The sequence below is a fragment of the Bacillus sp. LM 4-2 genome (assembly GCF_000978495.1).
GTDB classification, from domain to species: Bacteria; Bacillota; Bacilli; order Bacillales; family Bacillaceae; genus Bacillus; species Bacillus subtilis.
Genome location: NZ_CP011101.1, coordinates 74,380 through 97,557, shown reverse-complemented (window position 1 = coordinate 97,557; position 23,178 = coordinate 74,380). Strand labels below are relative to the sequence as shown.

The following is a 23,178-nucleotide window of genomic DNA, read 5'->3' as shown; positions in this document are numbered from 1 at the left end:
CACGTTTCGAAGGAATGATCCTTCAAAACTAAACAAGACAGGGAACGTTCTGTTTATAAGACCCAAGGTCTTATATTCCGTATAATATCCTTAGAAAGGAGGTGATCCAGCCGCACCTTCCGATACGGCTACCTTGTTACGACTTCACCCCAATCATCTGTCCCACCTTCGGCGGCTGGCTCCTAAAAGGTTACCTCACCGACTTCGGGTGTTACAAACTCTCGTGGTGTGACGGGCGGTGTGTACAAGGCCCGGGAACGTATTCACCGCGGCATGCTGATCCGCGATTACTAGCGATTCCAGCTTCACGCAGTCGAGTTGCAGACTGCGATCCGAACTGAGAACAGATTTGTGGGATTGGCTTAACCTCGCGGTTTCGCTGCCCTTTGTTCTGTCCATTGTAGCACGTGTGTAGCCCAGGTCATAAGGGGCATGATGATTTGACGTCATCCCCACCTTCCTCCGGTTTGTCACCGGCAGTCACCTTAGAGTGCCCAACTGAATGCTGGCAACTAAGATCAAGGGTTGCGCTCGTTGCGGGACTTAACCCAACATCTCACGACACGAGCTGACGACAACCATGCACCACCTGTCACTCTGCCCCCGAAGGGGACGTCCTATCTCTAGGATTGTCAGAGGATGTCAAGACCTGGTAAGGTTCTTCGCGTTGCTTCGAATTAAACCACATGCTCCACCGCTTGTGCGGGCCCCCGTCAATTCCTTTGAGTTTCAGTCTTGCGACCGTACTCCCCAGGCGGAGTGCTTAATGCGTTAGCTGCAGCACTAAGGGGCGGAAACCCCCTAACACTTAGCACTCATCGTTTACGGCGTGGACTACCAGGGTATCTAATCCTGTTCGCTCCCCACGCTTTCGCTCCTCAGCGTCAGTTACAGACCAGAGAGTCGCCTTCGCCACTGGTGTTCCTCCACATCTCTACGCATTTCACCGCTACACGTGGAATTCCACTCTCCTCTTCTGCACTCAAGTTCCCCAGTTTCCAATGACCCTCCCCGGTTGAGCCGGGGGCTTTCACATCAGACTTAAGAAACCGCCTGCGAGCCCTTTACGCCCAATAATTCCGGACAACGCTTGCCACCTACGTATTACCGCGGCTGCTGGCACGTAGTTAGCCGTGGCTTTCTGGTTAGGTACCGTCAAGGTACCGCCCTATTCGAACGGTACTTGTTCTTCCCTAACAACAGAGCTTTACGATCCGAAAACCTTCATCACTCACGCGGCGTTGCTCCGTCAGACTTTCGTCCATTGCGGAAGATTCCCTACTGCTGCCTCCCGTAGGAGTCTGGGCCGTGTCTCAGTCCCAGTGTGGCCGATCACCCTCTCAGGTCGGCTACGCATCGTTGCCTTGGTGAGCCGTTACCTCACCAACTAGCTAATGCGCCGCGGGTCCATCTGTAAGTGGTAGCCGAAGCCACCTTTTATGTTTGAACCATGCGGTTCAAACAACCATCCGGTATTAGCCCCGGTTTCCCGGAGTTATCCCAGTCTTACAGGCAGGTTACCCACGTGTTACTCACCCGTCCGCCGCTAACATCAGGGAGCAAGCTCCCATCTGTCCGCTCGACTTGCATGTATTAGGCACGCCGCCAGCGTTCGTCCTGAGCCAGGATCAAACTCTCCGATAAAGTAGTTTGACTGACTACGCACATCGCTGTGCGATTTTTAAAAACTGAATTAACAGGTACGTTTTGTCTTGTTTAGTTTTCAAAGATCATTTTGTTTGTCCGCTTTGTTAAAGCAACTTTATTAGTATACAACGTCACTTCTTCAAAGTCAACAACTTTTTTAAAAAACTTTTGGTGGAGCCTAGCGGGATCGAACCGCTGACCTCCTGCGTGCAAAGCAGGCGCTCTCCCAGCTGAGCTAAGGCCCCATAAAAAATGGTCGGGAAGACAGGATTCGAACCTGCGACCCCATGGTCCCAAACCATGTGCTCTACCAAGCTGAGCTACTTCCCGATTCCCTATCTATTCTATTAAAAGATATGGCGCGCCCGAGAGGAGTCGAACCCCTAACCTTTTGATCCGTAGTCAAACGCTCTATCCAATTGAGCTACGGGCGCAAAACATAATGCCGAGGGCCGGACTTGAACCGGCACGGTAGTCACCTACCGCAGGATTTTAAGTCCTGTGTGTCTGCCAATTCCACCACCCCGGCGTGGATGGTATAGTTGGAGCGGAAGACGGGATTCGAACCCGCGACCCCCACCTTGGCAAGGTGGTGTTCTACCACTGAACTACTTCCGCAGACAGGATGTCCAGTTTTTCTAACTGTTATCCTATATAATGCGGGTGAAGGGACTTGAACCCCCACGTCATAAAGACACTAGATCCTAAGTCTAGCGCGTCTGCCAATTCCGCCACACCCGCGTAAAATGGTGAGCCATGAAGGACTCGAACCTTCGACCCTCTGATTAAAAGTCAGATGCTCTACCAACTGAGCTAATGGCTCTTCTACAAGAGACTTGAGTATTATATCATATAAAAGTGGTGCCGGCAAGAGGACTTGAACCCCCAACCTACTGATTACAAGTCAGTTGCTCTACCAATTGAGCTACACCGGCATAATGGTGGAGGATGACGGGCTCGAACCGCCGACCCTCTGCTTGTAAGGCAGATGCTCTCCCAGCTGAGCTAATCCTCCATAATTGCACTAACGTGCAATTGCTTGGCGGCGTCCTACTCTCACAGGGGGAAACCCCCGACTACCATCGGCGCTGAAGAGCTTAACTTCCGTGTTCGGTATGGGAACGGGTGTGACCTCTTCGCTATCGCCACCAAACAAATTGAGAGTGTTCTCTCAAAACTAGATAACAGGTGTGACATCATTCAAAAATATGGTTAAGTCCTCGATCGATTAGTATCTGTCAGCTCCATGTGTCGCCACACTTCCACCTCAGACCTATCAACCTGATCATCTTTCAGGGATCTTACTTCCTTGCGGAATGGGAAATCTCATCTTGAGGGGGGCTTCATGCTTAGATGCTTTCAGCACTTATCCCGTCCGCACATAGCTACCCAGCGATGCCCTTGGCAGAACAACTGGTACACCAGCGGTGCGTCCATCCCGGTCCTCTCGTACTAAGGACAGCTCCTCTCAAATTTCCTGCGCCCGCGACGGATAGGGACCGAACTGTCTCACGACGTTCTGAACCCAGCTCGCGTACCGCTTTAATGGGCGAACAGCCCAACCCTTGGGACCGACTACAGCCCCAGGATGCGATGAGCCGACATCGAGGTGCCAAACCTCCCCGTCGATGTGGACTCTTGGGGGAGATAAGCCTGTTATCCCCGGGGTAGCTTTTATCCGTTGAGCGATGGCCCTTCCATGCGGAACCACCGGATCACTAAGCCCGACTTTCGTCCCTGCTCGACTTGTAGGTCTCGCAGTCAAGCTCCCTTGTGCCTTTACACTCTGCGAATGATTTCCAACCATTCTGAGGGAACCTTTGGGCGCCTCCGTTACCTTTTAGGAGGCGACCGCCCCAGTCAAACTGCCCACCTGACACTGTCTCCCCGCCCGATAAGGGCGGCGGGTTAGAAGGTCAATACAGCCAGGGTAGTATCCCACCGATGCCTCCACCGAAGCTGGCGCTCCGGTTTCCAAGGCTCCTACCTATCCTGTACAAGCTGTACCAACATTCAATATCAGGATGCAGTAAAGCTCCACGGGGTCTTTCCGTCCTGTCGCGGGTAACCTGCATCTTCACAGGTACTATAATTTCACCGAGTCTCTCGTTGAGACAGTGCCCAGATCGTTGCGCCTTTCGTGCGGGTCGGAACTTACCCGACAAGGAATTTCGCTACCTTAGGACCGTTATAGTTACGGCCGCCGTTTACTGGGGCTTCAATTCGCACCTTCGCTTACGCTAAGCGCTCCTCTTAACCTTCCAGCACCGGGCAGGCGTCAGCCCCTATACTTCGCCTTACGGCTTCGCAGAGACCTGTGTTTTTGCTAAACAGTCGCCTGGGCCTATTCACTGCGGCTCTCTCGGGCTTGCACCCTAACAGAGCACCCCTTCTCCCGAAGTTACGGGGTCATTTTGCCGAGTTCCTTAACGAGAGTTCTCTCGATCACCTTAGGATTCTCTCCTCGCCTACCTGTGTCGGTTTGCGGTACGGGCACCTCTCACCTCGCTAGAGGCTTTTCTTGGCAGTGTGGAATCAGGAACTTCGCTACTATATTTCGCTCGCCATCACAGCTCAGCCTTATGGGAAACGGATTTGCCTATTTCCCAGCCTAACTGCTTGGACGCGGATATCCAATACCGCGCTTACCCTATCCTCCTGCGTCCCCCCATTGCTCAAATGGTGAGGAGGTGGTACAGGAATATCAACCTGTTGTCCATCGCCTACGCCTTTCGGCCTCGGCTTAGGTCCCGACTAACCCTGAGCGGACGAGCCTTCCTCAGGAAACCTTAGGCATTCGGTGGAGGGGATTCTCACCCCTCTTTCGCTACTCATACCGGCATTCTCACTTCTAAGCGCTCCACCAGTCCTTTCGGTCTGGCTTCACAGCCCTTAGAACGCTCTCCTACCACTGTTCGAAGAACAGTCCGCAGCTTCGGTGATACGTTTAGCCCCGGTACATTTTCGGCGCAGAGTCACTCGACCAGTGAGCTATTACGCACTCTTTAAATGGTGGCTGCTTCTAAGCCAACATCCTGGTTGTCTAAGCAACTCCACATCCTTTTCCACTTAACGTATACTTTGGGACCTTAGCTGGCGGTCTGGGCTGTTTCCCTTTCGACTACGGATCTTATCACTCGCAGTCTGACTCCCAAGGATAAGTCATTGGCATTCGGAGTTTGACTGAATTCGGTAACCCGGTAGGGGCCCCTAGTCCAATCAGTGCTCTACCTCCAAGACTCTTACCTTGAGGCTAGCCCTAAAGCTATTTCGGAGAGAACCAGCTATCTCCAGGTTCGATTGGCATTTCACCCCTACCCACACCTCATCCCCGCACTTTTCAACGTGCGTGGGTTCGGGCCTCCATTCAGTGTTACCTGAACTTCACCCTGGACATGGGTAGATCACCTGGTTTCGGGTCTACGACCACGTACTCATGCGCCCTATTCAGACTCGCTTTCGCTGCGGCTCCGCATCTTCTGCTTAACCTTGCACGGGATCGTAACTCGCCGGTTCATTCTACAAAAGGCACGCCATCACCCGTTAACGGGCTCTGACTACTTGTAGGCACACGGTTTCAGGATCTCTTTCACTCCCCTTCCGGGGTGCTTTTCACCTTTCCCTCACGGTACTGGTTCACTATCGGTCACTAGGGAGTATTTAGCCTTGGGAGATGGTCCTCCCGGATTCCGACGGAATTTCACGTGTTCCGCCGTACTCAGGATCCACTCAGGAGAGAACGAAGTTTTGACTACAGGGCTGTTACCTCCTATGGCGGGCCTTTCCAGACCTCTTCATCTACCTCGTTCCTTTGTAACTCCGTACAGAGTGTCCTACAACCCCAAGAGGCAAGCCTCTTGGTTTGGGCTAATCCCGTTTCGCTCGCCGCTACTCAGGGAATCGCATTTGCTTTCTCTTCCTCCGGGTACTTAGATGTTTCAGTTCCCCGGGTCTGCCTTCTCATATCCTATGAATTCAGATATGGATACCACTCCATTACGAGTGGTGGGTTTCCCCATTCGGAAATCTCCGGATCAAAGCTTGCTTACAGCTCCCCGAAGCATATCGGTGTTCGTCCCGTCCTTCATCGGCTCCTAGTGCCAAGGCATCCACCGTGCGCCCTTTCTAACTTAACCGTTAAAAAGAATCACTATGTGATATCTTGTATTACTAATTGAATGTGATGTCTACTGTTATCTAGTTTTCAAAGAACACGTTTCGAAGGAATGATCCTTCAAAACTAAACAAGACAGGGAACGTTCTGTTTATAAGACCCAAGGTCTTATATTCCGTATAATATCCTTAGAAAGGAGGTGATCCAGCCGCACCTTCCGATACGGCTACCTTGTTACGACTTCACCCCAATCATCTGTCCCACCTTCGGCGGCTGGCTCCTAAAAGGTTACCTCACCGACTTCGGGTGTTACAAACTCTCGTGGTGTGACGGGCGGTGTGTACAAGGCCCGGGAACGTATTCACCGCGGCATGCTGATCCGCGATTACTAGCGATTCCAGCTTCACGCAGTCGAGTTGCAGACTGCGATCCGAACTGAGAACAGATTTGTGGGATTGGCTTAACCTCGCGGTTTCGCTGCCCTTTGTTCTGTCCATTGTAGCACGTGTGTAGCCCAGGTCATAAGGGGCATGATGATTTGACGTCATCCCCACCTTCCTCCGGTTTGTCACCGGCAGTCACCTTAGAGTGCCCAACTGAATGCTGGCAACTAAGATCAAGGGTTGCGCTCGTTGCGGGACTTAACCCAACATCTCACGACACGAGCTGACGACAACCATGCACCACCTGTCACTCTGCCCCCGAAGGGGACGTCCTATCTCTAGGATTGTCAGAGGATGTCAAGACCTGGTAAGGTTCTTCGCGTTGCTTCGAATTAAACCACATGCTCCACCGCTTGTGCGGGCCCCCGTCAATTCCTTTGAGTTTCAGTCTTGCGACCGTACTCCCCAGGCGGAGTGCTTAATGCGTTAGCTGCAGCACTAAGGGGCGGAAACCCCCTAACACTTAGCACTCATCGTTTACGGCGTGGACTACCAGGGTATCTAATCCTGTTCGCTCCCCACGCTTTCGCTCCTCAGCGTCAGTTACAGACCAGAGAGTCGCCTTCGCCACTGGTGTTCCTCCACATCTCTACGCATTTCACCGCTACACGTGGAATTCCACTCTCCTCTTCTGCACTCAAGTTCCCCAGTTTCCAATGACCCTCCCCGGTTGAGCCGGGGGCTTTCACATCAGACTTAAGAAACCGCCTGCGAGCCCTTTACGCCCAATAATTCCGGACAACGCTTGCCACCTACGTATTACCGCGGCTGCTGGCACGTAGTTAGCCGTGGCTTTCTGGTTAGGTACCGTCAAGGTACCGCCCTATTCGAACGGTACTTGTTCTTCCCTAACAACAGAGCTTTACGATCCGAAAACCTTCATCACTCACGCGGCGTTGCTCCGTCAGACTTTCGTCCATTGCGGAAGATTCCCTACTGCTGCCTCCCGTAGGAGTCTGGGCCGTGTCTCAGTCCCAGTGTGGCCGATCACCCTCTCAGGTCGGCTACGCATCGTTGCCTTGGTGAGCCGTTACCTCACCAACTAGCTAATGCGCCGCGGGTCCATCTGTAAGTGGTAGCCGAAGCCACCTTTTATGTTTGAACCATGCGGTTCAAACAACCATCCGGTATTAGCCCCGGTTTCCCGGAGTTATCCCAGTCTTACAGGCAGGTTACCCACGTGTTACTCACCCGTCCGCCGCTAACATCAGGGAGCAAGCTCCCATCTGTCCGCTCGACTTGCATGTATTAGGCACGCCGCCAGCGTTCGTCCTGAGCCAGGATCAAACTCTCCGATAAAGTAGTTTGACTGACTACGCACATCGCTGTGCGATTTATAAAAAAATGAATTAACAGGTACGTTTTGTCTTGTTTAGTTTTCAAAGATCATTTTGTTCACTTCGTTCAAGCGACTTTATTATTATAACTCGTTGACTCAGTGAAGTCAATAACTTTTTTTGAAGTTCTTTTTTTCGTTATCGCCTTGTTTAGCGGCAACGAATAATAATATACCACCTAGTAAATAATAGTGCAATAGTTTTTTTGAAGAAATACTAAGGAATTTAAAAAGAGCGGCATCCTTTCCCTATGGAGGATACCGCTCTTCTTTATTAGCGTTGTCTCATTTGCGGGAATAACAGCACATCGCGAATAGAAGGGGCATTCGTCAGCAGCATAACCAGACGGTCGATACCGATGCCTAAACCTCCTGTTGGCGGCATACCGTATTCCAGAGCTTCAACAAAGTCTTCATCCATTAGATGAGCTTCATCATTACCGGCTTCACGCTCTTTTAATTGCGCTTCAAAGCGTTCTCTTTGATCAATAGGATCATTCAGCTCTGTAAACGCGTTGGCATGTTCACGGCCAACGATAAACAGCTCAAAACGGTCTGTAAAACGCGGGTCCTCAGGGTTTTTCTTAGCAAGAGGAGAAATTTCTACAGGATGCCCGTAAATAAACGTTGGCTGAATAAGCGTTTCTTCAATTTTTTGTTCGAAGAATTCGTTGATGATATGGCCTACTGTCATAGAGTCTTTAATTTCTACTCCATGTTCTTTTGCATATTCACGCGCCTGTTCAACAGTAACCTCTTCCCAGAAATCAACGCCGGTCGCTTCTTTGACTGCGTCAACCATATGGATTCTTTTCCACTCCGGTTTAAGGTCGATTTGCTCTTCCCCGTATTGAATCGTAGTTGTGCCAAGCACTTCTTGGGCGATATGAGCGACAAGGTTTTCAGTTAAGCTCATGATATCTTTATAGTCCGCATATGCTTCATATAACTCAATCATTGTAAATTCAGGGTTATGGCGTGTAGAGACACCTTCGTTACGGAAAACACGGCCGATTTCATATACTTTTTCTAAACCGCCGACAATTAGACGTTTTAGGTGCAGTTCGATAGCAATACGCATATAGAGTGGAATGTCTAACGCGTTGTGGTGAGTGATAAACGGACGTGCAGAAGCTCCCCCAGGAATGCTGTGCATTGTAGGTGTTTCTACTTCTAAGTATCCATGATCATCAAGGTATCTTCTCATAGCTTGAATGATCTTGCTTCGTGTAATAAACGTATGTTTGCTGTCTGGGTTTACGATAAGATCCAGGTAGCGCTGACGGTAGCGCTGCTCAACGTCTTTTAAACCATGGTATTTGTCAGGAAGCGGACGAAGCGCTTTTGTCAGCAATTCAAAGGAAGTTGCTTTAACAGACAATTCGCCTACATTTGTTTTGAAGACTTTTCCGGTTACGCCGATAAGATCACCGAGGTCAGAAGACTTGAAGATTTCATATTGGTCGTCACCGACACTGTCTTTTCTTACGTAGATTTGGATTTGGCCTTCTAAATCCTGAAGATGGGCAAAGCCGGCTTTTCCTTTGCCGCGTTTTGTCATCATGCGGCCTGCGATTGTAACTTCAATCGCTTTTTCTTCCAACTCTTCTTTGGTTAGATCTTGATATGCCGAAATAACTTCTTGAGACTGATGAGTTCTTTCAAAACGTGCGCCGAATGGATCGATGCCGTTATCTCTCAGCTGATTCATTTTATCGCGTCTGACTTGCAGCTGATCATTCAATTCTTCATGGTTATGCTCTTCTTGACTCATTGTTATCACTCCATTACAGATATTGTTTCATGAAAAAAGCAGAAAAACTGCCAGCGTAAAACTAGCAGTGAGCAGCAAATAGAGGTGAGTATTATCCTACTTTTGCATTTTGAAGCTCTTTTGCCTCAACTTCAACCGTAAATGCATCTAAAAGCTGTACAAACTCTTCTCTCGTCTCGCAATGATTGATTTCATTACGAACGTTCGCATTGCCTTTCACGCCTTTCAGATACCATGCAGCGTGCTTTCTCATTTCTCTTACCGCTACGTTTTCACCTTTTAAGTCAATCAGGCGGTCAAGATGCAGTTTGCATACGGCCATTTTTTCGCGTACTTGCGGCTCTTCTTTTAATTCACCTGTTTCAAGATACTGAACCGTACGGTAAATCATCCACGGGTTGCCCAATGCAGCGCGTCCGATCATGACCCCGTCTACTCCTGTCTCATCGAGCATACGCTTAGCATCCTGCGGTGTCTTAACATCGCCGTTTCCGATAACCGGAATCGATACTGATTGTTTTACTTCTTTGATGATATCCCAGTTTGCCGTTCCTTCGTACATCTGCACTCTCGTACGGCCGTGAAGCGCAACTGCTTTACCACCCGCACGTTCTACAGCCTGTGCATTTTTCACTGCGAAAATGTGGTCTTCATCCCAGCCCATTCTCATTTTCACTGTAACTGGTTTATTAACAGCATCCACTACTGCAGAAACCATTTCGTAAATCTTATCAGGATCGAGAAGCCATTTGGCTCCCGCATCGCATTTTGTAATCTTCGGCACGGGACATCCCATGTTAATGTCAATGATATCAGCAGTTGTGTTTTGGTCTACAAACTTCGCCGCTTCCACAAGGGTTTCCTTTTTTCCTCCGAAAATTTGAAGGCTGAGTGGTTTCTCACGTTCATCGATATAAAGCATACCCATTGTTCTTGCATTGTTGTAAAGGATCGCTTTGTCACTGACCATTTCAGCGCATACCAATCCGGCTCCGAATTCCTTTACAGTCAATCTGAACGCAGAGTTGCAGACACCAGCCATAGGTGCGAGCACAACCCGGTTTTTCAATTGAATATCTCCGATTTTGAACAATTTTTCTCCTCCTTTCATTTGTTCTATTTTTCTGGCGGCGCCAATTCGTCCGCACTTATATTTAAAACATCTGCTGCATCTTGAATGATGGCAGCTGACGGCAATCGGTTTCCGCGTTCAATTTCGCCGAGAATAGAAACTGATATACCTAATGCTTTTGCAAATCCTTCTTGAGTATAACCTTTCAGCTTTCTGAATGCACGAATTCGTCTACCCCAGATTTCTGCTTCCATACTCTTACACCTTCTTGGTCTGTTTCGGCGCTTGTAGCCTCTTTTTCAACCTGCTGGCAAATTTCCGCAAGCGGCGCAAGGACAAACAAACGCTCATACATTCTCGGATGCGGAACAATTAGTTGCTCTGTTTCAATATTTTCACGATTAAATAACAAAATGTCAAGGTCTGCCGTCCGCGGCCCCCATCTTACTTCCCTTGTTCTGCCTAATTCATTTTCTATCTGCTGCGTCAGTTCAAGGAGTTCAAAAGGGTTCAATGATGTCTTGATTTCAACAGCCATATTCAAAAATTGAGCTTGATCTTCGTATCCGACCGGGTCAGTTTCGTAAATAGACGACACTTTAGTGACTGTCACCGCAGCATGCTGATGCAGTGAAGCCACTGCTTGCCTTAAATACGTTTCTCTATCTCCAATATTAGATCCAAGTGCAATATAAGCTATGTTGTTCATGACTTTTTTCTCGTAATTTCAATTGCTACTGATTTATAGTGTCCGGGAATTGGCGGGTCTGGCTTAATCACTTTCACCGTACATTGCTGAACAGGCTGAAATTTTTCGAGAACAGTGCCAGCAATACGTTCCGCCAGCGTTTCTACCAATTTTACAGGCTCCCCTTCCACGATATCTTTACATACGTGATAGAGCTCAGCATAGTTGATCGTTTGCTCAAGGTCGTCTGTTTGTCCGGCTTTGCTTAAATCCAGCTCAGCGGTTAAATCGACTTTAAACCGCTGGCCAAGTTTGTTTTCTTCTTTGAACACACCGTGATATCCGTAAAACTCCATACCTTCTACATAAACTTTATCCATGGTGCACCCCTCCCTTATTCAGCATCGCGTCCATCATTTTCGCCATTCTGGCAATTTGCTTTACATCATGGACCCTGACAATGTCACAGCCTTTTTGAATGCCGAGACACACAGTCGCGCCTGTGCCCTCAGCCCGCTCCTCAGGCGGAAGATCCAGAACACGTCCGATGAATCTTTTTCGGGAGGTTGCCAGAAGAACCGGATACCCCAGCCCGCTGAAAATCTCTAGTTTGTTCATTACTGCCAAGTTATCGTGATAGGTTTTCGCGAAACCGATACCGGGATCAAGAATAATGTTCTTCTCGTCTACTCCGGCCTCAACAGCAATTTTTACACTCTCCATTAAGTCCGACAGCATATCCGGCAATAAGTCATTGTAGTTTCTTTCAGGGCGGTTATGCATGAGTACAATTGGAACATTATGTTCAGCTGCAACGGAAGCCATCTTCGGATCATGTTTGGCTCCCCAAATATCATTGATAATGGATGCACCGGCTTTCACTGCTTCATCTGCGACAGAAGCCTTGTACGTGTCTACAGAAATAGGAACACCAAGCTCTTTCGTAATCCGCTCAATCACCGGAATGACTCTGGACATCTCCTCATCCTCAGATACGCACTCAGCGCCAGGCCTTGTCGATTCCCCTCCAATATCAATGATATGGGCACCATCATCGATCATCTCTTTCGCGTGCAGCAGCGCCTTGTCCAAGCTGTCATATTTTCCGCCGTCCGAGAAAGAGTCAGGCGTTACGTTTAAAATTCCCATCACCAGCGTCTTCTCTTTATATGATAAAGCGCTGGGCTTAGTGTGGATTACTTGTGTTTGATCTATTGTGTGCTGCGCCATGCTCTTCCTCCCTTTTCATGAATCATGTTCTTTATTTCTTTTTTGTATAACAATTGAAGAGCGGAGGTTGCTTCTCCGCTTTGGCTTCCATAGTTTACTTCTTCTATTTTAGTAAACGGGATGATTTCAAGAACCGAGTTCGTCATCCACGCTTCGTCAGCTGTCAAGAGAGCTTCTAGCTCATATCGGCCCGTTTTGAGCTCCAGGCCGATATCCTTTGCATTTTCTATGATAAAACGTCTCGTGACGCCGTCCAGAATACCAGTATCAAGCGATGGCGTATAGATACAACGACCTTTTCTCCAAAAGACATTAGATATGATACCCTCTGCAACAGCTCCATCCTCCGTTAAGAAAATTCCCTCGACACGCGGATCATTTCCAATTTCCCGTTTCGCATACATATTATTTAGATAATGATGAGATTTTAACCGGAACGATCCCTCAGGAGTGTTTCTCCGTATCGATAAAACCTTCCCTTCTTTTTGCAAAGGAAGGCTTTCTGGTTTCAGCTGATTCACAAAGCATAAAACGGTCGGCTTATCGTACGTCTGGGCGACAAAGCCTTTATCGCTGATCCCCGCTGATATGTTCAGTCTGACGCGGGCATTGCCATCCTTGATGTCATTTAGCTTAAGCAGCTTGTCCAGCATCTCAAGGATCTCATGCTTTGAAACAGTATATTCGATTTGCAGATCCTTAAGCGCGCGTTCAAGCCTTTCTATATGCCAATCAAGCAAAAACGGGCAGCCTTCGTAGAGCCTGAAGGTTTCGAAAACACCGATCCCATATAAAAACCCATGGTCAAAAGGAGAAAGAACTGCATCTTTCTCCTCCATATACCGGCCGTTCACATATATCATCACGCAATAACTTCCTTGCGATATGTTTCAATAAAATTTCTGAGCATTTCTTTCCCAAAGGAGGTCATAATAGACTCTGGGTGAAATTGCACGCCCTCTATCGGGAGGTCATTGTGGCGAATAGCCATGATTTCTCCTTCTTTCGTTTGTGCTGTTACTGTAAAACAGCTTGGCAGCGTCTCAGGTTTTACGATCAGCGAGTGGTATCGCGTCGCAACAAGGGGGTTTTTCAACCCTTCAAAAATGGTTTTGCCGTCATGCTCGATATCCGAGGTTTTCCCGTGCATAAGCCGTTCTGCCCTAACAACATCACCACCGAACACTTGCGCGATGGACTGATGTCCGAGACATACACCGAAAATAGGAATTTTCCCTGCGAAATGTTTAATTGCTTCGAGGCTGATTCCCGCCTCATCAGGGCTACACGGTCCGGGAGATATCATCAGAAAGTCCGGAGACAGTTCTTCAATTTCTTCGATTGTGATGCTGTCATTGCGTTTCACAACCAGCTCTTCCCCAAGCTCGCCCAAATACTGTACCAAGTTGTACGTGAATGAATCGTAGTTATCAATCATTAAAATCATTTCTCCGCTCACCTCATCTAATTTTTGTCTCTTCTTTGCTCAGCTCTAATGCTCTTTGCATCGCAAAAGCTTTTTTGAATGATTCCTTGTATTCGTGCTTCGGAACAGAATCAATCACAACTCCTGCGCCGGACTGCATAAATGCCTGCCCTCCGGTTGCATAAATGGTTCGAATGACGATATTAAACTGCAGATCGTGATTATATCCAAACCATCCTATAGATCCAGTATAAAGCCCTCGGCGTGTCGGCTCAAGTTCTTCTATAATTTCCATCGTTCTTACTTTCGGTGCACCAGTAATGGTTCCTCCGGGAAACACAGCATGAATAATATCTACAGCATCATACCCATCCTGCAGTTCACCTTGGACATTAGACACAATGTGCATCACATGCGAGTATTTTTCAATTGCCATGAATTCATTTACGCGCACAGACCCGTAACGTGATACTCTTCCCAGATCATTTCGCTCAAGATCAACCAGCATGACATGTTCCGCGCGTTCTTTTTCATTGTGTATCAATTCGTTTGCAAGCGCCTCGTCTTCTTCATTTGTTTTCCCTCTGGAACGGGTGCCCGCAATCGGTCTTGTCTCTAATAGCTTGCCCTTTTTGCTGACAAGCAGTTCAGGCGATCCGCAAATGATTTGGAAATCAGGTGTTTCTAAATACGCCATATAAGGAGAAGGATTTACTTCTCTCAAGGTTTTGTAAATTTGATATGGGTGGGCAGACAGTGACTGTGACTGCCTTATTGATAGATTGACTTGAAACACATCTCCGCTGGCAATGTATTGTTTGATTTTCTCTACAGCTTGTGAGAACCCATCCTCGGTAAATGGCGCCGCGAAAGAACCATCTGTTTCAGGGTTCATCTCTCGCGAAGAGACAGCGGGAAGCTCAGTCAGCCACATCTGCTCTAACTCAGATAGCTTCACATCCGCTGTTTCCTGATCAGAACCATTAACATGAGTAATCAGCCATAGAGACTCTTCTTGATGGTCATAAACTGCTATATCATCAAAAACAAGAAAATAAATATCTGGTGTTTCTAGATCATCTAATGAGAGCATTTTAAAATTTTCAATGTACCGTGCGTAATCATAGCTGAGAAACCCGATTGCCCCGCCTTGAAAGTCAGGGAACTCATGATTCGTTTCTGTTTCCAGCGTTTTAAACCAGCTGTGGAAGGCCCGTAATGGATCACCTTCTTTAAACAGCATCTCATCACCATGCTTAATTGTAGTTATTCCGTCTTTTCCTTTCACAGTCGCAATTGGATCAAGACCGGCTATACTATATCTGCCGCCTCTTGCACTTTCGAGAAGTACATGATGTTTTCGGGATTGCGCAAGTTTCTCAAATTGTTGTAAGAATGAGTCTTTTTGAAAAGGTACTTTTTTGCCTGCCGGTCTGCGTTGTGCCATTTGTATCATTCCTCTATTTTCTTTTTTACTTGTTTTTAATTGTAAAGCAATGTTGTTAGTGAAAAAAGTGAATTTCTCTTCCAAAAATAACATTCGTCGCAGACATGGCATATTTGATGCACGAAATATAAAAAAACTCCCGGCGGACCGGGAGTTTTGGCTTTTTTTAATCGAATTGATACAGCGGCGTGCTTAGATAACGTTCGCCGTTACTTGGAATGATGGCCAATACTTTTTTGCCTTTTCCGAGTTTTTTTGCTACTTGAAGAGCAGCATAAATTGCCGCACCTGATGAGATGCCTCCGAGAATTCCTTCTTCACGTGCAGCTCTGCGGGCATATTCGAATGCTTCTTCATTCTTCACAGGGAAGATTTCATCATATACTTCAGTGTTTAAGATGTCCGGCACGAATCCAGCTCCGATTCCCTGAATTTTGTGGGGGCCTGGTTTTCCTCCTGAAAGCACTGGGGAATCTGACGGTTCAACAGCGTAAATCTTGATGGAAGGGTATGCTTCCTTCAGCACTTCACCCGCTCCCGTAATCGTTCCGCCCGTTCCGATTCCGGCTACAAATGCATCAATCTGGTCATCACCGAATTGCTCAACGATTTCTTTACCAGTTGTTTGGCGGTGAATTTCTGGGTTAGAAGGGTTGTTAAACTGCTGCGGCACAAAGTATCCGTGCTTTTCAGCAAGCTCTTCAGCTTTCTTAATGGCACCTTTCATGCCTTCCGCACCAGGAGTCAGCACAAGTTCAGCACCGTATGCGCGAAGAAGGTTGCGGCGCTCCATGCTCATTGTATCAGGCATAACCAAAATGGCTTTTAATCCTTTAGCAGCAGCAACCATTGCAAGCCCGATTCCAGTATTTCCGCTTGTCGGTTCAATGATTGTATCACCGGCTTTTAATTTTCCTTCTTTTTCAGCCGCTTCAATCATGGCTAAACCGATACGGTCTTTTACACTGCTTCCAGGGTTCATGTATTCAAGTTTTAGATATACATCCGCACTGTTTTCATCTGCAAGGCGATTTAATTTAACGATTGGCGTATTCCCAATTAATTCAGTAATGGAGTTTGCTACACGTACCATTCTCGACACCTCAATTTCCGACTATTTGTATTGGTATTATGTATATAATCTATCAATTTCAAAATTTTTTGTCAATCACTTAGTACTTTTTTCCCCATAAAACCAAGATACATCGGCTTCTTTCCAAAGTGTCTTAACTGTCGCTTTATCGCCTAGCTGATCCATTGCGATTTGCCGTCTGATCTGGTCCTTTACTTCATCAAATGAGAACGTTCTTGCCTTTAGTTTTTCTTTCAGCTGGATAATGGCATATCCGTTGCTGACCTTTATTGGTTCCTGAGACCATTCATCCTCTTTGAGTGTTTTCGCCTCTTCAATGTATGCTGATGGAATGTTGTCTGATGCCTCTGTGACAAAACCTAAATCTCCGCCGTATGGTGATGTATATCTGTCAGTGGATCTTTCGGCAGCGACAGCTTCAAAGCTTGATCCGCCTTTCAGTTCTTTCAGGACTTCTCTCGCTTCTTCTTCATCTTTTACAACAATGTGCCGAATTCGATACGAATCATCAAACTGATATAGTTCCTTATTTTTATGATAGAATGATTCCAATTCTTTGTTTGAGATATCGATATCCCTTGTTAACAATTCCTCAAGGAGGATATTATAACGAATTTGGTCTTTCCACTCTTTCTCCGTCGTATGTTCATCTTCGTAAAAGGAATTATTGACCGCTTTAATCAGCAAAAACTCACGATCAACTTCGCTTTTGGATATTTTAAGGTTGTTCTTTTTAGCCAGCTGCTCAACAACTCGGACATTGATCATATCTTCAAGCGTTGACTTACCATACTGATCTTCCATTTCTTTCAGCCATTCTTCTCTTGTCACACTCTTGCCCCCGATAGTCGCAATAGACTCACCGGATGACGATGCGCCGGCTTGGGATTTCGTCAGCGTATATGCAACAGCAATACAGCAAACCAACAGCGCCCCTAAAATAATGGTCCAGATTGTTCTTGATTTCAAACCTGCTTTCAGCCCCTTTTCTCAAATTAAAAACCCGCTAAAGAGCTTAGCGGGTAGTTTGGTCACGAAGCCCTTCCAGCTCTTCTTTTGTAAATAAGTACTTTTCATTACAAAAATGGCATACTGCTTCGGCTTGTCCATCTTCTTCTATCATATCTTGAATTTCTTTTTTGCCTAGTCCTAAAATGGCTGTTTCGAACCGTTCTTTTGAACAAGGGCAATGGAATCTGACAGGCATCGTTTCCAAAATCTCAGGTTTCTCGCCTAGGACTTCTTCTAAAATTTCTTCTGGTGTCAGCCCTTTTTGGATGAGCTTAGAAATCGGCTCTACTTGAGATAGACGCTGTTCAATTTTTGTGATTGTTTCATCATCTGTTCCCGGCATCAGCTGAATAATAAAGCCCCCTGCCGCAAGAATGGTATTGTCAGGATTTACGAGCACACCTACGCCCACTGATGAAGGAACCTGCTCAGATGAAACAAGATAGTAAGTGAAATCATCGCCTAATTCTCCTGAAACGATTTCTACTTGTCCTGTGAAGAACTCGCGCAAACCTAAATCTTTTACGACACTTAACGTTCCGTTTGTTCCAACCGCACGTCTGACATCAAGCTTGCCTTGTTCATTTAAATCAAAATGAACTTGCGGGTTAGAGACATAGGCTCTGACTTCTCCTTTGGCATTGGCATCAGCTACAATAGCTCCGATCGGACCTCCGCCCTCGATTTTCACGGTCAGCTTATCATCGCCCTTCAGCATAGCGCCGAGCATAAGTGAAGCTGTCATTGTACGGCCTAGTGCAGCGGATGCTGTCGGCCACGTACCATGGCGTCTCTGCCCCTCATTTACCATATCAGTCGTTCTCGCTGCATAAGCCCGAACTTTTCCGTCATACGCAAGTGCTTTTACTAAATAATCCATTACTAAACCTCCTATACACTTCCTACGCGGTTTCTTTCATAAATCAATTCCAGCCCTTTTAGGGTTAAGAATGGATCAACGATGTCTATACAATCTGATTCGTTCGCAATGAGCGGCGCCAGGCCTCCTGTCGCAATGACCTTTGGTTCCTGTTTTGCCTGCCATTTCATTCGCTTAACGATTCCTTCCACTTGGCCGACATAGCCAAATAAAATTCCAGATTGCATCGCGCTAACAGTGTTTTTTCCGATAATATTGTCGGGCCGGGTGATTTCGATACGAGGAAGCTTTGCTGCACGCGAGTAAAGCGCCTCTGTCGAAATTGTAATCCCAGGGGCAATCGCCCCGCCCATGTATTGTTTGTTTTCATCAATATAGCAGTACGTTGTGGCGGTTCCGAAATCGACAACAATTAATGGATTGCCGTATAAGTGTATCGCAGCGACAGCATTTACGATTCTGTCTGCCCCCACTTCTTTCGGATTGTCATATTTTATATTTAAACCGGTTTTCATACCTGGACCAACAATTTGAGGCTCGATATGAAAGTATTTTGTGCACATTCTTTCTAACGCAAACATGATTGGCGGCACTACTGACGAAATAATAATGCCATCTATCTGTTCAAACATAAGCCCGGAGTGATCAAATAAGGAGCGCAAAATCATCCCAAACTCATCTTCTGTTTTATGCCTGCTTGTTTCTATACGCCAGTGATATTCTAATTTTCCATCATGATATACACCAAGTACAGTATTGGTGTTCCCCACATCGATAACCAGTAACAACCTCTATCACCACTTTTGAATAGTTTCTCTACTTTACTTTTTACAAACATTCTACAATACCATACACGATCAGCGGCTCATTTGTAAACAAATCGATACCAGAATTGGATGATTGCAAAAGCCGCACCTGAGCCCATAATTTACATAAAAAAACTGCCAGCGTCAGCCGGCAGTTTTTTTAGAAAGAAAGCGAATTACTCTTTCGTATCGTCTTTCTTTTCTTCTGTTTTTGTCAGAATGTTTACTTTCACATCATCGTTCTTTTCATCATCTGAGAAATTACGCTCAGGTAATGTTCCATGATCGATAAGGTGTTTGATTTGTTCAGCGTCAAGCGTTTCAACTTTCAGAAGCGTTTGGGCAATCAATTCAAGCTTGTCACGATTTTCAGTCAGGATTTGTTTCGCACGCTCATAACATTCTTTGATGATGCGCTGAATTTCCTGATCAATTTCGTAAGCGATTTGATCACTGTAGTTCTGTTCGTTGTTGAAATCACGGCCTAAGAATACCTGACCGCCCTGAGACTGTCCAAATTGCAACGGTCCCAGTTTTTCTGACATACCGAATTCTGTAACCATTCGTCTTGCAATATTCGTCGCACGCTGGAAGTCATTGTGCGCCCCTGTGCTGACTTCACCGAAGATAATCTCTTCAGCAACACGTCCGCCCAAGAGGCCGACAATTTTATCAAGCAGCTCCGGCTTTGTTTGGAAATAACGGTCTTCTCTTGGCAGCATAACAGCATAACCGCCAGCCTGGCCCCGAGGAACAATCGTTACTTTATGAACCATATCTGCCTCATCTAAAACGAGACCGATAACGGTGTGTCCGCCTTCGTGATAAGCCACGATATTGCGTTCTTTCTTGGAGATAACGCGGCTCTTCTTAGCGGGTCCGGCAATTACACGGTCCGTCGCTTCGTCAATATCACGCGCATCGATTTTTTTCTTGTTTTGACGAGCCGCTACAAGCGCAGCTTCATTCAAGAGGTTTTCTAAGTCAGCGCCTGAGAAGCCTGGTGTTCTCATGGCAATTGATTTTAGGTTAACCGTTTCATCCAGCGGTTTGTTTCTCGCATGGACTTTCAATACAGCTTCACGGCCAATGACATCTGGACGGTCCACTGTAATTTGACGGTCAAAACGTCCCGGACGAAGTAAGGCTGGGTCCAAGATGTCCGCACGGTTCGTCGCAGCAATGATGATAATTCCTTCATTAGCGCTGAATCCGTCCATTTCAACAAGCAATTGGTTTAGCGTCTGTTCACGTTCATCGTGTCCACCGCCGAGACCAGCGCCACGCTGGCGTCCGACTGCGTCAATTTCATCAATGAAGATCAAACAAGGCGCATTCTTTTTCGCATTTTCAAACAAGTCACGCACACGGGAAGCACCGACCCCTACAAACATTTCAACGAAATCAGATCCGCTGATGCTGAAGAAAGGTACGCCGGCTTCTCCTGCACAAGCCTTGGCAAGCAATGTTTTACCGGTACCCGGAGGTCCGACTAAAAGCACGCCTTTCGGTATTCTGGCGCCGAGCTCGGCAAACTTGCGGGGATCTTTCAGAAACTCAACAACTTCAACAAGTTCTTGCTTTTCTTCGTCAGCCCCTGCAACGTCTTTAAATTTGACGCGTTTCTTTTCCTCTGTATACAGCTTCGCTTTACTCTTGCCAAAGTTCATGACACGGCTGCCGCCGCCTTGAGCCTGATTGAGCAGGAAGAAAAACAGAATAAAGATAATGACAAATGGGATGATGGTCGTCAGGAACGTCACCCATCCGCTTGTTTCTTGCGCGGGCTCAACCTTTACGTCTGTCTTTTTCAAAGCGTTAAATATCTGGTCTGCTCCCTTTCCTTCAGGAACATGAGTCAAAAAGTATTGATCTTTGTCGTAGTTTTTCAGCTGCCCTTTTACCTCATAAACACCTCTGACAGGCTGAACCGATACGCTATCAACTTTCCCGTCATCCAGGTTTTTGATGAACGTACTGTACGACATATTTTCTGTTTTCGGATTTGAGGTCTGGAAGTAGCTCACAACCCCGATTACTACTAATAAAATAAGTAAATAAAAAATGGTATTACGGAAGACCCGATTCATTCCTTACCTCCTCCCACAGTAAGCACAACTATGTTCAATAGTACCATAGAAAATCATTCCAATACAAACAATAACCATCTCGGAAGCAGGCTGCCGATCAGCTTTCATAAACTGCCGGTTTTAACACTCCGATATAAGGCAGATTGCGATAGCGCTCAGCATAATCAAGTCCGTAACCCACTACAAACGCGTCAGGAACTTCAAAACCGACAAAGTCTGCTTTGATGTCCGCTTTTCTTCCGCTCGGTTTATCCAAAAGGGTAACAATCTTAATTGATTTTGCTTTACGGTATCGGAAGAGCTCTACGAGATAACTTAAGGTTAACCCACTGTCGATGATATCTTCAATAATTAAGATGTCCCGGCCCTCTACAGATGTATCCAAATCTTTAATGATTTTTACTTCTCCAGAAGAAACCGTAGAATTTCCGTAGCTTGATACATCCATGAAATCCATTTCCAAATATGTATCAATATGCTTGATAAGATCCGCCATAAAAGGAAGTGCTCCTTTTAACACACCGATTGCCAACGGAAATGTATCTTGATACTCGCTCGTTAATTCTGCACCTAACTCTTTTACTTTCTTTTGTATCTCTTCCTCTGAGATCAGTACTTTCTCGATATCATGTTTCATCATGATTTTGCTTGCCCCCTACACTTTTCATGCTGTCTATATTGTAATACAATGCGGTCGCTGTTTGGAATCACAAGATCTTCAAAAATTGATTTTTTCAAGCCAGGTATCCAGATAATTTCACCGCTTGCGTCCGTCACAATCGGCCAGTTGTCTCTTTCTTGGAGAGGCAATTTCTTATCAATAAATATATCCTTTACCTTTTTTGAGCCGTTCATCCCTTTTAGTTTGATCCGGTCTCCAGCTTTTCTCGTCCGGATTGTTAAGGGAAATCGCACCTTTTTTTCACTTGTGATAAAAACAGCATTCCCATGTTCTTCAGGCGAGTCCGCATAATGCCTTGCCTCTATCAGATATCCATTAGGGAGCACTGCCGTTTCATCAGCAGCTCCGCTAATTTGGTATTCAAAGGGAACATTTTTGCACTGCCATTGTTCAAATGTAAACAAACATGTCTGATATGATTTGACCACCTTCAGCCCTTTCGGAAAGTCCAGTACTCCTGAAGGACTGCCATTTTCCGCCCAATCGAGAAACTGCTGAATGTGATGGGCTGAAAAGGATGATGGAACGTTTTCATAAAGATAGTTTAATATTAGTTGAACTCCTCTTCTTTGTAAAGGCATCGGGAGGGCAAGCAATTGAGAGGAATTGATTTCAACTGATGTATTAGACTGGCTTGTGATTACTTTATTCATTTCATCTTTCGTTAATGACTGTAAGAATTGCTCATCTTCCGTCAGTGCTTCACTCACTTTCTGAAACCTTTTATGCACATCCGGAGATTCCTGCTTCAAAAACGGGAGCACTGTTTTTCTGAATCTGTTTCTTGTGTAGTCATCTTTGGCGTTGCTTTCATCCGTCCGGTAGCTCAAGCCGTTTTCACGGCAATAGTGAAGGATCTCTTCCTTTGTAATGGTTAAGAACGGCCTGATGATCCGCCCCGTCCCAAAACGTCTAACCAGCTGCATTCCCGCAAGTCCCGTTCCAAGCGTACCCTTAGCCAGTTTCATAAGCATTGTTTCAACCTGGTCATCACCATGATGCGCAAGAGCCAGATAGTCCGCTTGGTGCTTCGACATGATTTCCTCAAAAAACTGGTAGCGGCAATCGCGTGCTGCAGCCTGCTTATTGAGTCCTTTTTCCTGTGCATATGCGGTTACATTGATTTGAGCCGTTTCGCACACGAGCTGTTCAGCTTTACAATAAGCTTGGACAAAACGCATGTCCTCCTCGGATTCCGCACCTCTGAACCGATGGTCAACGTGAGCTGCAATAACATTCGCTGAACGGCCGCATAACGTATGCAACGCGTGAAGAAGAGCCATTGAGTCCGGACCGCCGGAAACGCCTACAATGATTGTCGCCCCTTTTAACGTAAGATTGTGTTTGTTTAAAAAATCTTTGACACTTTTCACAATGTCCTCCTCACAATGAGCAGGTATTTTAAAGATATTCATATCCTAACACTTTCAACCCCTCCA

General features: G+C 46.5%; 16 protein-coding genes, 9 tRNA genes and 4 rRNA genes. All 29 read right to left on the bottom strand.

From position 1 onward, the window contains the following. Positions 1-94 precede the first annotated feature (94 nt). Positions 95-1,644: ribosomal RNA gene (locus bslm_RS00540) — 16S ribosomal RNA — on the bottom strand. Positions 1,645-1,816: 172 nt separating this feature from the next. Further along, positions 1,817-1,892 (bottom strand) — tRNA-Ala (locus bslm_RS00535). Between the two features lie 8 nt (positions 1,893-1,900). Next, positions 1,901-1,977, bottom strand: a tRNA-Pro gene (locus bslm_RS00530). Between the two features lie 27 nt (positions 1,978-2,004). Beyond that, positions 2,005-2,081: transfer RNA gene (locus bslm_RS00525), tRNA-Arg, on the bottom strand. A gap of 9 nt (positions 2,082-2,090) precedes the next feature. Beyond that, positions 2,091-2,176, bottom strand: a tRNA-Leu gene (locus bslm_RS00520). Between the two features lie 14 nt (positions 2,177-2,190). Continuing rightward, positions 2,191-2,265 (bottom strand) — tRNA-Gly (locus tag bslm_RS00515). Positions 2,266-2,305: 40 nt separating this feature from the next. Then, positions 2,306-2,388: transfer RNA gene (locus bslm_RS00510), tRNA-Leu, on the bottom strand. Between the two features lie 6 nt (positions 2,389-2,394). Further along, positions 2,395-2,470 (bottom strand) — tRNA-Lys (locus bslm_RS00505). A 36-nt stretch (positions 2,471-2,506) separates the two neighbouring features. Beyond that, a tRNA-Thr gene (locus bslm_RS00500) sits at positions 2,507-2,582 on the bottom strand. 4 nt (positions 2,583-2,586) lie between these two features. After that, positions 2,587-2,662 (bottom strand) — tRNA-Val (locus tag bslm_RS00495). A gap of 22 nt (positions 2,663-2,684) precedes the next feature. Further along, positions 2,685-2,800, bottom strand: a 5S ribosomal RNA gene (gene rrf / locus bslm_RS00490). A gap of 55 nt (positions 2,801-2,855) precedes the next feature. Beyond that, a 23S ribosomal RNA gene (locus bslm_RS00485) occupies positions 2,856-5,783 on the bottom strand. 170 nt (positions 5,784-5,953) lie between these two features. Further along, positions 5,954-7,503, bottom strand: a 16S ribosomal RNA gene (locus bslm_RS00480). Together the 16S, 23S and 5S rRNA genes with 9 tRNA genes alongside form the textbook arrangement of a ribosomal RNA operon. A 311-nt stretch (positions 7,504-7,814) precedes the next feature. Next, complete coding sequence (gene lysS, locus bslm_RS00475) at positions 7,815-9,314, bottom strand: lysine--tRNA ligase (protein ID WP_003226674.1); 1,500 nt, start codon at positions 9,312-9,314, stop codon at positions 7,815-7,817. A gap of 91 nt (positions 9,315-9,405) precedes the next feature. Further along, entirely contained in the window at positions 9,406-10,407 is a 1,002-nt protein-coding gene (gene dusB, locus bslm_RS00470; protein ID WP_014475588.1) for a tRNA dihydrouridine synthase DusB, read from the bottom strand. 23 nt (positions 10,408-10,430) lie between these two features. Further along, positions 10,431-10,640 carry a helix-turn-helix domain-containing protein gene (locus bslm_RS00465; protein WP_003226678.1) on the bottom strand — a complete coding sequence of 70 codons (210 nt, stop codon included), beginning with the start codon at positions 10,638-10,640 and terminating at the stop codon, positions 10,431-10,433. Beyond that, entirely contained in the window at positions 10,592-11,095 is a 504-nt protein-coding gene (gene folK, locus bslm_RS00460) for a 2-amino-4-hydroxy-6-hydroxymethyldihydropteridine diphosphokinase (protein WP_003226679.1), read from the bottom strand. The genes bslm_RS00465 and folK overlap by 49 nt, the downstream gene beginning before the upstream one ends. Then, entirely contained in the window at positions 11,092-11,454 is a 363-nt protein-coding gene (folB, locus tag bslm_RS00455) for a dihydroneopterin aldolase (protein WP_014478613.1), read from the bottom strand. The genes folK and folB overlap by 4 nt, the downstream gene beginning before the upstream one ends. Beyond that, complete coding sequence (gene folP / locus bslm_RS00450; RefSeq protein WP_003242672.1) at positions 11,447-12,304, bottom strand: dihydropteroate synthase; 858 nt, start codon at positions 12,302-12,304, stop codon at positions 11,447-11,449. Before folP ends, folB begins: the two co-directional genes overlap by 8 nt. Next, entirely contained in the window at positions 12,286-13,167 is an 882-nt protein-coding gene (pabC, locus tag bslm_RS00445) for an aminodeoxychorismate lyase (protein ID WP_003244544.1), read from the bottom strand. Before pabC ends, folP begins: the two co-directional genes overlap by 19 nt. Continuing rightward, complete coding sequence (gene pabA, locus bslm_RS00440) at positions 13,167-13,751, bottom strand: aminodeoxychorismate/anthranilate synthase component II (protein ID WP_014475585.1); 585 nt, start codon at positions 13,749-13,751, stop codon at positions 13,167-13,169. Before pabA ends, pabC begins: the two co-directional genes overlap by 1 nt. Positions 13,752-13,764: 13 nt before the next feature. Then, complete coding sequence (locus bslm_RS00435) at positions 13,765-15,177, bottom strand: anthranilate synthase component I family protein (protein ID WP_041334206.1); 1,413 nt, start codon at positions 15,175-15,177, stop codon at positions 13,765-13,767. A 166-nt stretch (positions 15,178-15,343) separates the two neighbouring features. Beyond that, positions 15,344-16,270 (bottom strand): cysteine synthase A, encoded by a 927-nt coding sequence (gene cysK, locus bslm_RS00430; RefSeq protein ID WP_003226691.1) that lies wholly within the window; start codon positions 16,268-16,270, stop codon positions 15,344-15,346. Between the two features lie 75 nt (positions 16,271-16,345). Then, positions 16,346-17,239 carry a peptidyl-prolyl cis-trans isomerase gene (locus bslm_RS00425; protein WP_003226693.1) on the bottom strand — a complete coding sequence of 298 codons (894 nt, stop codon included), beginning with the start codon at positions 17,237-17,239 and terminating at the stop codon, positions 16,346-16,348. Between the two features lie 46 nt (positions 17,240-17,285). Further along, positions 17,286-18,161: a redox-regulated molecular chaperone HslO gene (gene hslO / locus bslm_RS00420; protein WP_003226695.1), complete on the bottom strand. Its 876-nt coding sequence runs from the start codon at positions 18,159-18,161 to the stop codon at positions 17,286-17,288. 11 nt (positions 18,162-18,172) lie between these two features. Continuing rightward, on the bottom strand, positions 18,173-18,949 hold the full coding sequence (locus tag bslm_RS00415; protein ID WP_010886388.1) for a type III pantothenate kinase: 777 nt from the start codon (positions 18,947-18,949) through the stop codon (positions 18,173-18,175). A 194-nt stretch (positions 18,950-19,143) separates the two neighbouring features. Beyond that, a complete protein-coding gene (gene ftsH, locus bslm_RS00410) occupies positions 19,144-21,057 on the bottom strand; it encodes an ATP-dependent zinc metalloprotease FtsH (RefSeq protein WP_003243881.1) in 1,914 nt (637 codons plus the stop codon). Between the two features lie 97 nt (positions 21,058-21,154). After that, positions 21,155-21,697, bottom strand: coding sequence for a hypoxanthine phosphoribosyltransferase (gene hpt, locus bslm_RS00405; RefSeq protein WP_003226700.1), 543 nt, complete (start codon positions 21,695-21,697; stop codon positions 21,155-21,157). Further along, on the bottom strand, positions 21,694-23,112 hold the full coding sequence (tilS, locus tag bslm_RS00400; protein WP_046380727.1) for a tRNA lysidine(34) synthetase TilS: 1,419 nt from the start codon (positions 23,110-23,112) through the stop codon (positions 21,694-21,696). The genes hpt and tilS overlap by 4 nt, the downstream gene beginning before the upstream one ends. Between the last annotated feature and the right edge of the window lie 66 nt (positions 23,113-23,178).

Bases quoted from the DNA above. Each gene is read 5' to 3' on its own strand.
- folB (WP_014478613.1), bottom strand. From the start codon at position 11,454: ATGGATAAAGTTTATGTAGAAGGTATGGAGTTTTACGGATATCACGGT.
- pabC (WP_003244544.1), bottom strand. From the start codon at position 13,167: ATGATATATGTGAACGGCCGGTATATGGAGGAGAAAGATGCAGTTCTT.
- ftsH (WP_003243881.1), bottom strand. From the start codon at position 21,057: ATGAATCGGGTCTTCCGTAATACCATTTTTTATTTACTTATTTTATTA.
- hslO (WP_003226695.1), bottom strand. From the start codon at position 18,161: ATGGATTATTTAGTAAAAGCACTTGCGTATGACGGAAAAGTTCGGGCT.
- pabA (WP_014475585.1), bottom strand. From the start codon at position 13,751: ATGATTTTAATGATTGATAACTACGATTCATTCACGTACAACTTGGTA.
- folP (WP_003242672.1), bottom strand. From the start codon at position 12,304: ATGGCGCAGCACACAATAGATCAAACACAAGTAATCCACACTAAGCCC.
- cysK (WP_003226691.1), bottom strand. From the start codon at position 16,270: ATGGTACGTGTAGCAAACTCCATTACTGAATTAATTGGGAATACGCCA.
- hpt (WP_003226700.1), bottom strand. From the start codon at position 21,697: ATGATGAAACATGATATCGAGAAAGTACTGATCTCAGAGGAAGAGATA.
- folK (WP_003226679.1), bottom strand. From the start codon at position 11,095: ATGAACAACATAGCTTATATTGCACTTGGATCTAATATTGGAGATAGA.
- lysS (WP_003226674.1), bottom strand. From the start codon at position 9,314: ATGAGTCAAGAAGAGCATAACCATGAAGAATTGAATGATCAGCTGCAA.
- bslm_RS00435 (WP_041334206.1), bottom strand. From the start codon at position 15,177: ATGGCACAACGCAGACCGGCAGGCAAAAAAGTACCTTTTCAAAAAGAC.
- bslm_RS00465 (WP_003226678.1), bottom strand. From the start codon at position 10,640: ATGGAAGCAGAAATCTGGGGTAGACGAATTCGTGCATTCAGAAAGCTG.